This window comes from Amycolatopsis sp. CA-230715 (assembly GCF_018736145.1).
In the GTDB taxonomy this organism is placed as follows: Bacteria; Actinomycetota; Actinomycetes; order Mycobacteriales; family Pseudonocardiaceae; genus Amycolatopsis.
The window spans coordinates 5,903,346-5,917,274 of sequence record NZ_CP059997.1 but is presented as its reverse complement, the minus strand read 5'-3'; the positions used below and the strand labels follow the sequence as shown (position 1 = coordinate 5,917,274).

Below are 13,929 nucleotides of genomic sequence, written 5' to 3'. Positions count from 1 at the left end.
AACCGGTGCTTTCGGTGTCCGGCCTGCGGATCACGCTCAGCACCGAGGACGGCCCCGTCGACGCGGTGAAAGGCGTCACCTTCGACGTCGCCGCGGGCGAAATCCTCGCGGTGGTCGGGGAATCCGGGTCGGGGAAGTCGCTCACCTCGTTGTCGGTGCTCGGCCTGGTGCCGCCGAACGGGCAGGTCGGCGGCGCGGTCCGGCTCGACGACCGCGAGCTGTCCTCGTTGTCCCCGAAGGAACTGCGGCGGATCCGCGGCAACGACGTCGCGATGATCTTCCAGGACCCGGCGAGCGCGCTGAACCCGGTCCACACCGTCGGCTGGCAGATCAGGGAGGCGGTGCGCGCGCACCGCGACCTGACCCGCTCTGCCGCCGACGCGCGCGTGCTCGACCTGCTCGGCCTCGTCGGCGTCCCGGACGCGGCGCGCCGGGTGAAGCAGTACCCGCACCAGCTCTCCGGCGGCCTGCGCCAGCGCGTGGTGATCGCGATGGCGATCGCGTGCGACCCGAAGGTGATCATCGCGGACGAACCCACCAGCGCACTGGACGTCACGGTGCAGGCGGAGATCCTCGACCTGCTGAGGACGCTGCGCGACGCGATGGACACCGCGATCGTGCTCGTCACGCACGACATGGGCGTGGTTTCGGCGCTGGCCGACCGCGTGGCGGTGATGCGGAGCGGGGAACTCGTCGAGCAGGCGCCGGTGCGGCAGCTCTTCGATTCACCGCGCCACGCCTACACCCGCGAACTGCTCGCCGCGACGCCGCGGCTGGGCGATCGCGACGAGGCGCCGCGCCCGCCGGGGGATCCGGTGCTGGAGATCCGAAATCTCGTGTTCGACTACCCCGGCAAACGCGGTGAGCGCGCGGTCGACGACGTCTCGTTCACCATCGGCACCGGTGAAGTGCTCGGCATGGTCGGGGAATCCGGCTCGGGGAAGTCCACCATCGGGCGCTGCGCGATCCGGTTGCTGAAACCGTCCTCGGGCACCGTGTCGGTGCTCGGCGAGGACATCACCACGCTCTCGGTGAAGAAGCTCCGCCCGCTGCGGCGCGCTTTTTCGATCGTCTTCCAGGACCCGGTGTCCAGTTTGGACCCCCGGCTGACCGTGGCCGACTCGATCGCCGAACCCCTTGTCCTGCACCGTGAATCCACTGTGGATTCTCGTGTTTCCGAGCTGCTCGACCAGGTCCAGCTCGGCAGGGGCCACCGCAACCGGTACCCGCACGAACTCTCCGGCGGGCAGTGCCAGCGCGTCGCGATCGCGCGGGCGCTGGCGCTTTCACCCCGGCTGCTGATCGCCGACGAGCCGACCTCCGCGCTCGACGTCTCCGTGCAGGCGAAGATCCTCGACCTGTTCGCCGGGCTGCAACGGGACCTGGGATTCGCCTGCCTGTTCATCAGCCACGACTTCGCGGTCGTCGACGCGCTGGCCGACCGGGTCGCCGTGCTGCGGGCCGGGAAGATCGTGGAAACCGGGACGCGCCAGGAAGTATTGCGAGCCCCGAAGGACCCCTACACGCGGCAACTGCTTTCCGCCGTACTCTGACCCGCTTCGGTACCGCGTAGGGCAGTATTGCGGCACGCGATTGGGAGGAGCACGGGCGATGGAACCGCTGCGCGCGAACGATCCGGCCAGGATCAGCGGATACACGCTGATCGGGCGGCTCGGCACCGGCGGCATGGGGGTCGTCTACCTGGGACGCGCGGCCGACGGCCAGGAGGTCGCGCTCAAGGTGATCCGGCACGAGCTGACCGACGAACCCGAGTTCCTCGCCCGGTTCCGCGACGAGGTCGCCGCGATGATGCGGGTCTCCGGCAGGCACACGGTGCCGGTGATCGGCGCGGATCCCGACGGCGATCCGGCGTGGCTCGCGACCGCCTACGTGCCGGCGCCGACGCTGGCCGAGGTCGTCACCGAACGGGGGCCGCTGCACGAGGGCGAGGTGCTGAAGCTCGCCACCGGGCTCGCCGAGGCGCTGCGCACGATCCACGCCGCCGACCTGATCCACCGCGACCTGAAACCGGGCAACATCCTCCTCGCCGTCGACGGGCCGAAGGTGATCGACTTCGGTATCGCGCTCACCGCGGGAAAAGCGGGCCACACCAGGACCGGCATGGTGATCGGCACGCACGCGTACATGGCGCCGGAGCGCCTCGACGGCGAACCGGCGGGCCCGGCCTCCGACGTGTACTCACTGGGCGCCGTGCTGACCTTCGCCGCCATCGGGCGGCCGCCGCACGGCGAAGGCCCGCTCGAAGAGCTGCGGGGCCGCATGCTCTCCCGCGAACCGGACCTCGGCAATATCGGCGGGGCACTGCGCGAGCTGATCCGCTGGTGCCTGGCCACCGATCCCCGGCAGCGGCCGACCCCGGAGCGGATGCTGGCCGGTGACGGCACGGGGCCGACCGAAGTGCCGGAACCGGAGAAGCCCGCTCCGACCAAGGTGCAGAAACCGGCCAAGCGCGGGAAACGGCGCAAGACGCTGGTGAGCTGGCTCGTCGCGCTGGTGGTGGTCGCCGGGATCGCCGCGGTCGCCTGGCACTACCTCGGCAAGCCGATGACCTTGTACACCAAGGAAGACGCCGCGAGGCACCTCCGCCGTTCGTCGAGCAGCCTCACCGAAACACGCGAGAATCCGCCGCAGGGCAAGGATTCCAGCTCCTACGGCAGCTACACCTGGCGTCCCATCGGGGCGGGCGGCCCGGAGGTCGACTTCCATTACACGCGATCGAAGACCAGTTCCGAAGCGGAGAAGGAGATCGAGGTCCGCAAGGGCGAGTCGCTCGAGCAGTTGCCGAACGGCTCGAACACGGTCACCTCGGCCGTCGAGCGCGGCTGCCGCCTGCAACTCCAGAACGGCGATCTCTTCGTCACCGTCACCGTCGGCGGCGCCAAGATCACGATGTGCGAGGACGCCGCGCGCGTCATCGACGATCGGCTGGGCCGGTACCTCTGAGCTTCGGGGCGTCGAGCCGCACCACACCCGAGTCGAGATCGATCCAGTTGCCCGGCGGCGCGCCGTCTTCCTCGTCCTGGCGCAGCACGAGTTCGACGTCGCGGCGTTCCAGTTCGTTGCGCTTCGTCCCGAACAAGAACGCGAACAGCTCCTCGGTGCCGCGTGCGGCCGCCAACCGCTTTCCCCGGCCCATCCCGGTCACATGCTCGACGCCGCGCCGCCGGTCGCGCGCCCAGCGGATCATCCGCTCCAGCACGATTCCGAACAGCAGCAGGAACATCAGGCCGGGCACCGACATGATCCACACCACCGCGACGTCCATGTCCGTCAGCCTTTCGTTGCCACAGCGTGGATTTCTTCGACGATGGTGGGCCACAGGTCGCGCGGCAGGTCGTGCCCCATGCCGGGGTAGATGACCAGCCGGGCACCCGGGATCGCGTCGGCGGTCGCCCGCCCGGCGCGCACGGGCTGCACCGGATCGGCTTTTCCGGTGATGACGAGCGTGGGAGCTTCGACTTTCGCCAGTTGGGTTCTCCGGTCCCCGGATGCGCGTGCCGCGCGGGCCTGACGCTTCGCGGCGGCGAAATCGGTGCGGTGCTCGAACCCGTCGCGGGCGATCTTCCTGATCCACTTTTCGTCGTGCGGGTACCCGGTCGATCCGAGGATGCGGAACACTTTCAGCAGTTTTTCTTCTGCGGCTTCCGGTCCGGCCGGTTTCCTCGCGGTGGCCGCGAAGAACTTGACCAGGGTCGCGGTGGTGCGCCGGGACCACCGCACGGACGGGTCGGGCGCCGAGGACATCGAGGTCAGGCTCAGCACGCGCTCGGCGTGGCGGGTCGCCATCACCTGGGCGATCATGCCGCCGAGCGACACCCCCACCAGGTGCGCGCCCGGCCACCCCAGCGCATCGAGGACAGCGATCCCGTCGGCGGCCATTTCCGTTAGCGTGTAAGGCTTTCTGGCGCGGCTCGATCGTCCCGCGTCACGGTTGTCGAAACGGGCCACGTGGAAACCGCGCTCCACCAAGGCCGCGCAGAACTCGTCGTGCCACCCGATCATCGGTGCGCTGGCGCCCTGGATGAGCAGCAGCGGGCGCCCGGTCGTGCCGAACGTTTCGTAGGCGAGTTCGATGTCGCCATTGGTCGCGGTGTTCATTTCTTTTTGTCCGGGAAAATGACCGCGAGAACGTTGGTCAGGATGGCCGCCACGTCGGTGTCCGGGTCGACGCCGCGGCGCAGCGAAAGGCTGCCGCCCAGCGCGCCCAGCACCACGACCACCTGCGGCAACGGCAACGCGGGCCGGATCCCCAGCCGGGCGCAGTGTTTTTTCAGCATGGCCGCGATCCGTTCTTCGTGGTTCCGCTGGGCCTCCACCGTTTTCGCCGCGATCTGCGGCTGACTGATCACCGACGCCCTGAACTCCGCCGTGGTCACGCTCCAGCGCGCCGCCTCCTCGTCGTCGGTGAACCCGCGCGGGATGAACGCGGCCACCAGTTCCTCCTGGTTGGTGACCTCGTCCAGCGTCTCGGAAAGCATCCGCATGTGCGCCTCGGCGTGCGCGTCGAGGATGGCGAGGAGAAGTCCTTCCTTGCCACCGAAATGCTTGTAGAGCGCGCCACGGGTGTATCCGGCCTCTGCCGCGATCTCCTCGACCGTCGCGGCCAGGAATCCACGGCGCGCGAGGACGTTGCGTCCGGCTTCCAGCAGGCGCTCGTGCGTGTGTTCCTGCTGCTCGGCTCGCGTCATCCTGGGCATCTTCACTCGACCTTCAGTGACAGTGTGTTTCTGGAAACATGACGTTACCAGAGTTGGGGTGGGGTGGGTAGGTGTCGTGTTGCGGCGCCGGTCGTCGTGTCGGGCGGCGGTTCAAAGAGGGCTTGGACAGAAGGAGCGTGGGCGGCTTGTCGAGGCCGGGCGGCGGTTGCGAGGTTGGTCGATTTTCCTTTGCCAGAAAGAGCTTTCTCTATGGTCCACTTCAGACTGTCACTCTGGTTCACCTGGATGGATCAGTCGAACCTCTGTGCGATCGCGGTAGAATTGTGGCGTGTCCGAGAACTCTTCCCTTACACCGCAGCGGGAGCTGTGGCAGCTCGCCGCGCGCGAGAAGGCCGCGCTGCTGCGGGAAGAGTTGATGTCCTTGTGGCGGCAGGAATCCCGGGTCTGCCAAGTGATCGCAGAACTCGACAATGGCGGCACGCGTGAACTCGGGTATCCCTCCACTGTCGCGCTGGTGGCGGAGGTGGCGCGGACTTCCTCGGCCGCGGTGCGGAAACTGGTGGCGCGGGCACTCGCGATCAACCCCGGCCGCAGTGTTGGCGGCGGAGAGATTCCCGCCGCGGCACCCCTGACCGGAGAAGCCGCCGCCGAAGGCGCGATCTCACCACTGCATGTGGATGGGATCGTGTCGGCGCTGCAGGCCATCCCGGACACCGTGCCGGTCGAGGAGCGGGAGAAGACCGAGAAAACTCTGGTCGACCTCGCCCGCAACGCCACCACAGCGGAAGTCGCCGCCGCGGGTCAGCGCTTGCGTGACACCCTCGACCCCGACGGTGCTGAACCCCGCGACACCCCCGAACCCAAACGCGCATTCCGGTACCGCCAAGGCAAAGACGGCTCAGTCAAGTTCGATGGCTACCTCGACCCGATATCCGGCGCGAAGACCCTCGCGCTACTGGAACCGCTGGCCAAGCCCCACAAGGAAGACCATCCCCTAGTGCGCGGTAAGGATGAGCGCTACGGGGATGCCTTCATGGAAATGGTCAACCTCGCCGCGAGCCATCCGGACGCACCCAACCACAGCAGCACCCGAGGCGACATCGTCGTCACCATCCCCCTCGAACTCCTCCAAAAAGGACTCGGGCAAGCCTGCCTCGACCTGGTCACGAACATCACCGCCAGCGAAGCCCGGATCCTGGCGTGCGACTGCAAGGTCATCCCCGCCGTGCTCGGCTCTGACGGGCAGCCGCTGGAATACGGGCGCGCCAAGCGAATAGTGACCGAAGGCCTTCGCATCCTGCTCGCCGTCCGCGACGGCGGTTGCGCTTTTCCTGGCTGCAACCGAAAGCCGCGCCACTGCGACGCACACCACGTCCGAGAATGGTGGAACGGCGGCACCACCGACCTCGGCAACCTCGTCCTCCTCTGCGGACACCACCACCGCCTCTTGCACAACAGCGACTGGAAAGTCCGCATGGTCAACGGACTCCCCGAGTTCACCCCGCCGGAGTTCCTGGATCCCTGGCGAAGACCCCGGACCAACACCGTCCACACCGCACAACCCCGCGCCGCGTAAGAGCCGCGAGAGGCTCTTACGCGCGTCGAGAGCGTGTACGCGTGAAGCTTGGTTTCTCGGCGCTCGTAAGGGGATTTCGGTACGGGCATAGGCTGCTTCTTTCCGGTGGTCGCGCCGTGTTGTCGGCGGAGACGGGCGGGCTGGCGTTCTATTTTTCAGGGCATGACCGAACAGAGGCCCACCGTCCGCGCCCGCGAACTCGGCGAGGCGCTCCGCGCCGCGCTGGAGAAGGCGGGTGTCACCGGCAAAGAGGTCGCGAGGGAGTTGCAGTGGTCGCAGAGCGAGGTGTCCCGCATGCTCAGCGGCAAGCGCGGCGTCAAGGAATCAGACGTGGCGACCTTGCTCGGCTACTGCCGCATCGGCGGCACCGAGCACAAACGCCTCCTGAAACTCTGCGAGGAGGCCAACAAACCGGGATGGTGGCAGCAATACGGCTCACGCCTGCCGACGCAACTCCGCACCTACCTCGACCACGAAGACAAGGCTGTCGCTATTCACGACTTCGCAGCCAACATTATCCCAGGCTCGCTCCAGACCAGTGACTACGCGCGGGAGGTGATTGCGCACACGGCTAATGTGCCACCGGTCGAGGTTGACCAACGAACCAAGGCCCGAATTGAACGAGCCGCCATCTTCAACCGCAGCCGGACCGCTCGATTCACTTTCTACCTGCATGAGTTCGTGCTGCGACTGCCTGTCGGTGGTCAGGCTGTCATGTCCGACCAACTACACCATCTGCTGCGCATGTCGGTGCGCCCGAGCATCACCCTGCGGGTGGTACCGGCTGGCATCGGCGCACATGCGGGAGCGGCGGGTGCATTCGTTTTTATGGAATTCGCGGAGATCAAGCCGGTGGTCTACCTCGAAGCCGAGACCTCGGCGTTGTTCCTTGAGGAGCAGGAGGAAATCCGGGCGTATCGCAGGGTGCTGGCGAGCCTGGCGGAGACCGCATTGCCCGAGGCACAATCGAGGGACCTGGTCAGCAGCTTGGCAACGGAGCTGTACCTGGACCGAGAGGAATCCGATGAGCACGACTGAGCCAGCCGGGCTCGCCTGGCGAACCAGTAGCTACAGCGCTGGCAATGGCGCCTGCGTCGAGGTCGGCTGGCGGACCAGTAGCCACAGCGCTGGCGACGGTGACTGCGTCGAAGTGTCCGATACCTCCGCCACCACCCACGTGCGGGACACCAAAGACCGCCTTGGCGGGAACCTGAGCATCACCCGCGCCGCATGGCGCACCTTCTTGAGCGATCTTCGCCGCGGCTGAACTCGTCACGGCCTCGACGTATCTCGCGGGGCACAATGGGCTCATGTTTCGGGGAGGGAACATGCCCAAGCGGCTCAACAGCACGCGCGGGCTGGTCTTCGGATCGGCGCTCGCGATCGCATTGACGGCCTGCGCGCCGAGTGGGGAGTCCGACGCGGGCGAGACCGGCGCGCCGTCCCCTTCGAGGCCCGATCCCGGGGTCCGGCCTGCCGTCCCGGAGCGGGTCGACACCCCGGAAGCCGGGTCCGACCAGCGGTCCGAGCAGCTTGCTGGCGCGGTGCAGGCGTTCGTCGCGCGGCACTCCCCTGGATTGCGGATCCAGAACGTGCTGTCTTCCGTCACTCGCTCCGAGCGGTCGACGAAGCGGCATGCCGCCGCGCTGCTCGCCGACGAGCGCGGCGCCTACGGGTCGGTCTCGGTGGAGCTGGAGGATCCGTCGGGCACCGTGGGCGATTCGGCCTGCATGCCCGCGTTCAACCCGTGCGAGATCCGGAAGGTCACCCACGGTGTGGTCCAGTTGCTCGACCACACCGCGACGACCACCGCTGACGTCCAGGGCTACTTCTACACCTCGGAACACGGCCCGCAGCCGTTGACGGTCCGGTCCGAGACCACGGTCAGCCCGACGGGCTCCCATTTCTGGAACGGCGGCAGAGCGCTGGCCAAACCGCCGCTCGGCGCCGACGCGACCGTCGAACTGCTCGACGCGCTCACCAAGCTGCGTTGATCAAAACGACCGGCGCACGTACCGGTCCACGAAGGCCACCACCCGCGCGCGGACCGTCGGCACCGACACCGCCGGATCGATCGCGCCGACGAAGGCATTCCTCCCCTGCGCCGTCATCAGCCCGGCCGCCTGCAGTTGCGGAGCCATCGACGCGAAGTCCGTGAGCGCCCAGTGCGACGCGTCGCCGAGCGTGCTTTCGCTTACGCGGCAAGGGGATTTGGCGAGCATGGCCCGCCACGTGCGCCCGAACCTCGGGTACTCCTTCTGGTAGTCCTCGGTGCCGAACAGCAGCAGCGGCCGCCGGGTGCCTTCGGCGGCGATCGGCAGCAGGTCGCCTTCGATGTAGTCGAGATAGCCCTCGAGGTTGATCGCGGCGTCGATCGCCGGGTTTTCGTGCATGGCCTCGGACGCGGCGGCGCCACCGGCCGAGTGCCCGACGATGCCGATCCTGCGCGGATCGAGCGCTCGGCCGAGGCCGTTCGGCAGCGGCCGCCGCTCCGCGTCCGGGTTCTGCCCCGCCGCGAGCGCGAGCACTCGGCCGAGCACGAACCGCGCGTCCGCGAGCCGGGTTTCGATCACCTTCCGGTACAGCTCGGGGGTCCGTCCCGGGTCACCGGGGATCTGGAACCCGCGGGTGCGGCCGTCCGGGAACTCGACCGCGAACGTTTCGCCGGGATGATCCATCGCCACCACGACGTAGCCGCGGCTCGCCAGTTCCTCCGCGAGCCCGCTGTTGAACGTGCGGGGGTCACCGAGCCCCGGGGTGTACAGCACCACCGGGTGCCGCCCTCCCGCGACGGGCGCGCCGAGCCGGGAATGCGTCATCGTAGCGGCCCAGTCCTCTTTCGGCGGCAGTTCCGGATGCGGGATCACGGCCGTTTCCCCGAACAGCTTCCCCTCTTTCGCGGTCAGCTGCGGCATGACCGGGTAGCCGCGCACGGAACGGGCCGGGTAGAACACGGTTGCCATCAGCTCGCGCACCGCGTCCGGCCGCCACGGGTCCTTCCTCGCCCCGTCGACCAGGTGCAACGTGGTGGCGCCGACCTGGCCCGGCCCGCTCGGCGCGGGCAGCGAAAGCGGCACCGAAACCGGTGGCTCGGCGGCACCGGCGACCCCGCCGCCCGCGATCAGCAGCGCGGCGAAGAACACACTTGTCCTGCGAAACATATTCTTTCCTCCCAGTATGAATTACTTGCGCGAAAGCACAGCGGAAATCGCCGTGCTCACATAATTCCAGAACTCGTCACCCAAATCGGAACCGGTTTCCCCGGTGAGCGAATTCAGCACACCGCCGCCCCGCTCGCGGAAGAACTTCACCATCGAATCCCAGATCCCGGCGTCCCCGCCGGTGAACGTCCGCCCCAGGTCGAGCAGCCGTGCCGCGTCCGCCAGCAGCGCCGGATCGGTTTCCGGGGTGCCCGCGCGGTAGTGCTCGACCATCCGCAGGAACAACGCGGACCAGTCGGTGTCCATTGTGGTCTTGGCTGCCTCGTCGAGACCTTCGATGTGCACGTCCATGAACGCGCCCTGCTCGGGCGTGAGGTACTCCTCGAACACGGTGAGCTGCGCCTGCAGGAGCACCGGGTCCGCCCAGTCCGAGCGGTCGAGCTGGTCGAGCAGCGCGCTCGTCTGCTGGCTCAGCGCGGTCAGCCGCCGCGCCTGTCGGTCGAGCAGCTCGATGCGCGCGGTCAGCACCTCGCGCAGCACGCCGCGATCGAGCGCGTCGCCGATTTCGGTCAGCGGCATGCCGATCTGCCGCAGCAGCCTGATCTGGTAGAGCCGGTGCAGATCGGCTTCGACGTAGCGGCGGTGCCCCGACGGCGACCGCTCGCTGGGGCACAGCAGCCCGATCTCGTCGTAGTGGTGCAGCGTGCGCACGGTGAGCCCGACGGCCTTCGCCAGCGCGCCGACGCTCCAGCGCGGCTTGCCCTCGGTCCCGGTCATGGGACCTACCGTAGAACCTCCCGTTACGTGAGGTTCAAGTCCGCGCGTCGAACGCGTCGCGCAGGCCGTCGCCGATGAAGTTCAGCGCCAGCGAAATCACCACCAGCACGCCGAACGGCCAGAAGAACAGCCACGGGCGATCGGTGAACTGGGTGTAGTTCTCGAAGATGATCCTGCCGAGCGAGGTGTCGGGCAGCTGCACGCCGAGGCCGATGAACGACAGGCCCGCCTCCAGCAGCACCGCCTGCGCGACGGCGAGGGTGGCGTTAACGGCGATGGTGCCGACCATGTTGGGCAGCAGGTGCTTGGTGATGACGCGCACCGTGCCCGCACCGGCCGCGCGCGCCGAATCGACGAATTCCCGCTGCGCGAGCGACATCGCCTCGCCGCGCGTGATCCTGGCGGACTGGGTCCAGTAGAACGCCGACAGGATCAGCGCGACGCTGAGCCAGCTACCGTCGAAGACCTTCACCAGAATTCCCGCGACGGCGATCTGCGGAATGATCAGGAACAGGTCCGTCAGCCGCGAAATCAGCGTGTCGGTGAGCCCGCGCCGGTACCCGGCGAGCGAGCCGAGCGCCACGCCGAGCGCGGTCGCCACGACCGACACGGTGACCGCGATCAGCAGCGAGAGCTGGGTTCCGCGCAGGATCTGCGCGAGCATGTCGCGGCCGATCTTGTCGGTGCCGAGCGGGAACTCCGCGTCCGGCGGCACGAACGGCGGAAGGCTCGCGTCGCCGTAGTCGTGCGGCCACCACAGCGGCACGACCAGCACGGTCAGCACGAGCAGCGCGAGCACCACGGCACTGACCATCGCGGGCCGGTGCCGCCGGAACCGCCGCAGCACGAGCCTCGCCCGCCGCGCCTGGCTCGGCGAGGGTTCCGGGGGTAGCGCGAGGAGCGCGTTCATGTCAGCCAACGCGGATCCTCGGGTCCAGCACGCCGTAGAACACGTCCGCGACGAGGTTCGCGACCACCACGGTCGCCCCGATCAGCACGATCCACCCCATCAGCAGGTACGGGTCGTCGGCGTTCACCGCGTCGACGAGCACGGAGCCCATGCCGTTCCAGTTGAACACGCGCTCGGTGATCACGGCACCGGAGATCACCACACCGAAGTTGACCGAAAACAGGGTGGCGACCGGGATCAGCGCGTTCCGGAAGGCGTGCCGGAACACCACGCGCGCGGGCGAAATCCCTTTCGCCCGCGCGGTGCGCACGTAGTCGGTGTTCAGCGTTTCGAGCATCGAGGCGCGCTGGAAACGGCTGTAACCGGCGAAACTGACGGCCATGATCGACAGCGTCGGCAGCAGATACGCGCCGATGTACTTCACGACGAAATCGCCGAACCCGCGCGCGTCCGTGCTTTCCGGGCTCGACGTCCTGATCCACGGGTTGCCGAGCAGCCCGGTGAGCCCGAGCTCGCGGACCCAGCCGTTGATCTGCACCGCCAGGTCCTTGAGCAGCAGCGCGATACAGAACACCGGCATCGCGAACAGCAGGAACGCGAGTGCCGTGGCGAGGTGGTCGGCGAGGCGGTACCGCCGCACCGCGGCCACCACGCCGACCAGCACCCCGGTCACCAGCGCCAGCACCTCGGCGCCGATCACCAGCCCGAACGTCACCCCGTAAGCGCTGGTGACCTTGTCGAAGACCGGTTCGAGCGCGATCGAAGAACCCCAGTCGCCGCTGAGGAACGCGCCGAGCCAGTGGAAGTACCTCGGCACCACGCCCTCGTCGAGCCGGAGTTCGTGCGCGAGCACCGCGATCGCGGCCTGGTTCGCACCAGGACGCGATCGCGCCTCCGCGAGCGGATCACCGGCGGCGGCCACCAGCAGGAAGCAGGCGAAGGTGGCCACCAGCAGCGTCGGCACGGAGATCGCGAGCCGGCGCAGCACGTACCGCGTCAGGTTCAGCTCGTCCTCGCCCACTCGCCGACGTTCCACAGCACGCCGTTGTAGGACTGCAGGTAGACGCGATCAATACCGCGGAAGGCCCAGATCGCGGGCGTCGCGAACAGCGGGAGCGTCGCGTACTGGTCGGCGATCGCCTGGTCCGCCGCGGCGTACTGCTTGGTGGCCTCGGCGGGATCGGTCGCCGAGACCGCGGCGGTGAACGCCTGGTCGATCTTCGGGTCGGACAGGCCCTGCCAGTTGTGCGAAGGACCGTTCGCCGCCGTGCGGTAGACCTCGGCGCCCTCCGCCTTGAACGGCGCCTGGCTCCAGCCGAACAACGCGATGTCGAACCCGCCCTGTTGGGCGCGGCCCTTGGTGAACTTCGGATCCGCTTCGCCGTGCACCAGGATGCCCGCCTGCTTGGCCTGCGAAATGATCAGCTGGGCCGCGTTCGCGCGGAGGTCGCTCGGCGCGTAGGTGACGGTCACCTCGAACCGCTTGCCGTTCTTGGCGAAGATCCCGTCGGGGTCCTTCGTCCAGCCCGCGTCGGTGAGGATCTTCGCCGCCGCCTCCGGGCCGAGGCCGGACTTCGTGCTGTACCGGTCCTGGTAACCGGACTCGCCCTGGAAGAACTGCACGCTGCCGAGCGGCTGCGCGTCGGAGTACACCGGTTTGATCAGCTTGTCCACGATCGCCTTGCGGTCCACGGCCGCCATGAACGCCTTGCGCAACGCGATGTCGCCGAACATGCGCTTGTAGTTGAAGTCGAGGTGCTCGAAGGAAAGCTGCTGCGTGGAACCGCAGACGACGCCCTTGCCGGAGAGCCCTTGCAGCTTCTTCGTCACGCTTTCGTCGGGCTGGCTCGACGAAATCACGTCGAGCTCACCGTTTTCCAGTGCCGACGCCATTTCGTTCTTGTCCTTGATGGCGCGAATGGTGACCTTCTTGGGCCCGCCTTTGGCGCCCGCCCATTGCGGGTTCTTCTCCAGCGTCACCGATTCGGCGTTCTTGTCGACCGCCGCGATTTTGTACGGCCCCGACGCGGGCATCAGCTCGGGGGTGAAATCGCGCCAGCCCTTGTTCCAGAAATCGGCCGCCTTCTTCAGCACCGCCGGATCGCCGGCCGGGGTCAGCTTCGTGACGTCCGGAATTCCCGCCTTCGCTTCGAGGACGTGCGCGGGCAGCACCCAGCCCGTGGTGCTGAACAGGGCCTTGTAGTCGAGGTAGGGCTTCTTGAAGTGCGCCTCGAAGGTCGTTTCATCCTTGCAGGAAGCGCTGTCGACGAGGTTGTACCCGCTGGAGTCGGCCGCGGTGAACACGGGTTTGCCGTCGGCGCCCTTCGCGGCGCCGCTCTGCGCGAGCCAGCTCAAATAGAGGTCGCGGCAGCTCCACGGCTGCCCGTCGGACCACTTCACGTCCGCCTTGATCTTCCACTGGACCACCTGCGGGTCCTTGTTCAGCACCGTGACCGAATCCATCACGTCCCGGTTCAGCAGCACCTTGTTCGCGCCGTCGAGTTCGAACGGCTTCGCCAGCACCGCGGTCAGCACCGCGTTGGCGCCGGGGTGACCGGCGCCGGGCACGTTCGCGTTGTAGCTGGTGAAGGAATCGTCGACGCCGACCTTCACCTCTTCGCTTTCCGGGGCGTCGGCGAGCTTGTAATCGTCAACGCTCTCGCCTTTTCCGGTCTTCATGGAGTTGACGTCGACGTTGACGCCCGCCTTGTCGTCCGTTCCGCCGCTGCACGCGCTCAACGCGAGCACCGCGGCGGCCAGCACGGACCCGGCGCGGACAGCTCGGGATCTTCTCATCGTGGATGTGCCCTCCTAGCACTGAACCAG

General features: G+C 67.9%; 14 protein-coding genes. 6 read left to right on the top strand and 8 right to left on the bottom strand.

Going from position 1 to position 13,929, the window contains the following annotated elements; genetic code table 11:
• Positions 1 to 5: 5 nt before the first annotated feature.
• A complete protein-coding gene (locus tag HUW46_RS28490; RefSeq protein ID WP_215550172.1) occupies positions 6 to 1,553 on the top strand; it encodes an ABC transporter ATP-binding protein in 1,548 nt (515 codons plus the stop codon).
• A 58-nt stretch (positions 1,554 to 1,611) separates the two neighbouring features.
• Positions 1,612 to 2,964, top strand: a complete 1,353-nt coding sequence (locus HUW46_RS28485; RefSeq protein ID WP_215541857.1) for a serine/threonine-protein kinase — start codon at positions 1,612 to 1,614, stop codon at positions 2,962 to 2,964.
• On the opposite strand, the gene HUW46_RS28480 is transcribed toward HUW46_RS28485, so the two are convergent.
• The 3 genes from HUW46_RS28480 to HUW46_RS28470 are packed head-to-tail and all read right to left on the bottom strand — an operon-like array spanning position 2,933 to position 4,709.
• Positions 2,933 to 3,286, bottom strand: coding sequence for a DUF6191 domain-containing protein (locus HUW46_RS28480; RefSeq protein WP_215541856.1), 354 nt, complete (start codon positions 3,284 to 3,286; stop codon positions 2,933 to 2,935). The genes HUW46_RS28485 and HUW46_RS28480 overlap by 32 nt on opposite strands.
• 5 nt (positions 3,287 to 3,291) lie before the next feature.
• Positions 3,292 to 4,119, bottom strand: a complete 828-nt coding sequence (locus HUW46_RS28475; RefSeq protein WP_215541855.1) for an alpha/beta fold hydrolase — start codon at positions 4,117 to 4,119, stop codon at positions 3,292 to 3,294.
• Entirely contained in the window at positions 4,116 to 4,709 is a 594-nt protein-coding gene (locus HUW46_RS28470; RefSeq protein ID WP_254124988.1) for a TetR/AcrR family transcriptional regulator, read from the bottom strand. The genes HUW46_RS28475 and HUW46_RS28470 overlap by 4 nt, the downstream gene beginning before the upstream one ends.
• 298 nt (positions 4,710 to 5,007) lie before the next feature.
• Here HUW46_RS28470 and HUW46_RS28465 point away from each other — a divergent pair, with 298 nt between their 5' ends.
• The 4 genes from HUW46_RS28465 (at position 5,008) to HUW46_RS28450 (ending at position 8,249) form a co-directional block, all read left to right on the top strand.
• Positions 5,008 to 6,255, top strand: coding sequence for an HNH endonuclease signature motif containing protein (locus HUW46_RS28465; RefSeq protein WP_254124986.1), 1,248 nt, complete (start codon positions 5,008 to 5,010; stop codon positions 6,253 to 6,255).
• A gap of 162 nt (positions 6,256 to 6,417) precedes the next feature.
• Positions 6,418 to 7,293: a helix-turn-helix domain-containing protein gene (locus HUW46_RS28460; protein WP_215541853.1), complete on the top strand. Its 876-nt coding sequence runs from the start codon at positions 6,418 to 6,420 to the stop codon at positions 7,291 to 7,293.
• Positions 7,280 to 7,522, top strand: a complete 243-nt coding sequence (locus tag HUW46_RS28455; RefSeq protein ID WP_215541852.1) for a DUF397 domain-containing protein — start codon at positions 7,280 to 7,282, stop codon at positions 7,520 to 7,522. Before HUW46_RS28460 ends, HUW46_RS28455 begins: the two co-directional genes overlap by 14 nt.
• A gap of 61 nt (positions 7,523 to 7,583) precedes the next feature.
• Positions 7,584 to 8,249, top strand: a complete 666-nt coding sequence (locus HUW46_RS28450; RefSeq protein WP_215541851.1) for a hypothetical protein — start codon at positions 7,584 to 7,586, stop codon at positions 8,247 to 8,249.
• Here HUW46_RS28450 and HUW46_RS28445 read toward each other — a convergent pair whose 3' ends face one another.
• The 5 genes from HUW46_RS28445 to HUW46_RS28425 are packed head-to-tail and all read right to left on the bottom strand — an operon-like array spanning position 8,250 to position 13,899.
• Positions 8,250 to 9,416: an alpha/beta hydrolase gene (locus HUW46_RS28445; RefSeq protein WP_215541850.1), complete on the bottom strand. Its 1,167-nt coding sequence runs from the start codon at positions 9,414 to 9,416 to the stop codon at positions 8,250 to 8,252.
• Positions 9,417 to 9,437: 21 nt separating this feature from the next.
• A complete protein-coding gene (locus tag HUW46_RS48450; RefSeq protein ID WP_254124984.1) occupies positions 9,438 to 10,193 on the bottom strand; it encodes a MerR family transcriptional regulator in 756 nt (251 codons plus the stop codon).
• A gap of 34 nt (positions 10,194 to 10,227) precedes the next feature.
• Complete coding sequence (locus tag HUW46_RS28435; protein WP_215550170.1) at positions 10,228 to 11,103, bottom strand: ABC transporter permease; 876 nt, start codon at positions 11,101 to 11,103, stop codon at positions 10,228 to 10,230.
• A 1-nt stretch (position 11,104) separates the two neighbouring features.
• A complete protein-coding gene (locus tag HUW46_RS28430) occupies positions 11,105 to 12,109 on the bottom strand; it encodes an ABC transporter permease (RefSeq protein WP_215550169.1) in 1,005 nt (334 codons plus the stop codon).
• On the bottom strand, positions 12,106 to 13,899 hold the full coding sequence (locus HUW46_RS28425; protein ID WP_215541849.1) for an ABC transporter family substrate-binding protein: 1,794 nt from the start codon (positions 13,897 to 13,899) through the stop codon (positions 12,106 to 12,108). Before HUW46_RS28425 ends, HUW46_RS28430 begins: the two co-directional genes overlap by 4 nt.
• Positions 13,900 to 13,929: the final 30 nt, after the last annotated feature.

Bases quoted from the DNA above. Each gene is read 5' to 3' on its own strand.
- HUW46_RS28435 (WP_215550170.1), bottom strand. From the start codon at position 11,103: ATGAACGCGCTCCTCGCGCTACCCCCGGAACCCTCGCCGAGCCAGGCG.
- HUW46_RS28425 (WP_215541849.1), bottom strand. From the start codon at position 13,899: ATGAGAAGATCCCGAGCTGTCCGCGCCGGGTCCGTGCTGGCCGCCGCG.
- HUW46_RS28475 (WP_215541855.1), bottom strand. From the start codon at position 4,119: ATGAACACCGCGACCAATGGCGACATCGAACTCGCCTACGAAACGTTC.
- HUW46_RS28470 (WP_254124988.1), bottom strand. From the start codon at position 4,709: ATGACGCGAGCCGAGCAGCAGGAACACACGCACGAGCGCCTGCTGGAA.
- HUW46_RS28460 (WP_215541853.1), top strand. From the start codon at position 6,418: ATGACCGAACAGAGGCCCACCGTCCGCGCCCGCGAACTCGGCGAGGCG.
- HUW46_RS28485 (WP_215541857.1), top strand. From the start codon at position 1,612: ATGGAACCGCTGCGCGCGAACGATCCGGCCAGGATCAGCGGATACACG.
- HUW46_RS28480 (WP_215541856.1), bottom strand. From the start codon at position 3,286: ATGGACGTCGCGGTGGTGTGGATCATGTCGGTGCCCGGCCTGATGTTC.
- HUW46_RS28450 (WP_215541851.1), top strand. From the start codon at position 7,584: ATGCCCAAGCGGCTCAACAGCACGCGCGGGCTGGTCTTCGGATCGGCG.
- HUW46_RS28445 (WP_215541850.1), bottom strand. From the start codon at position 9,416: ATGTTTCGCAGGACAAGTGTGTTCTTCGCCGCGCTGCTGATCGCGGGC.
- HUW46_RS48450 (WP_254124984.1), bottom strand. From the start codon at position 10,193: ATGACCGGGACCGAGGGCAAGCCGCGCTGGAGCGTCGGCGCGCTGGCG.
- HUW46_RS28455 (WP_215541852.1), top strand. From the start codon at position 7,280: ATGAGCACGACTGAGCCAGCCGGGCTCGCCTGGCGAACCAGTAGCTAC.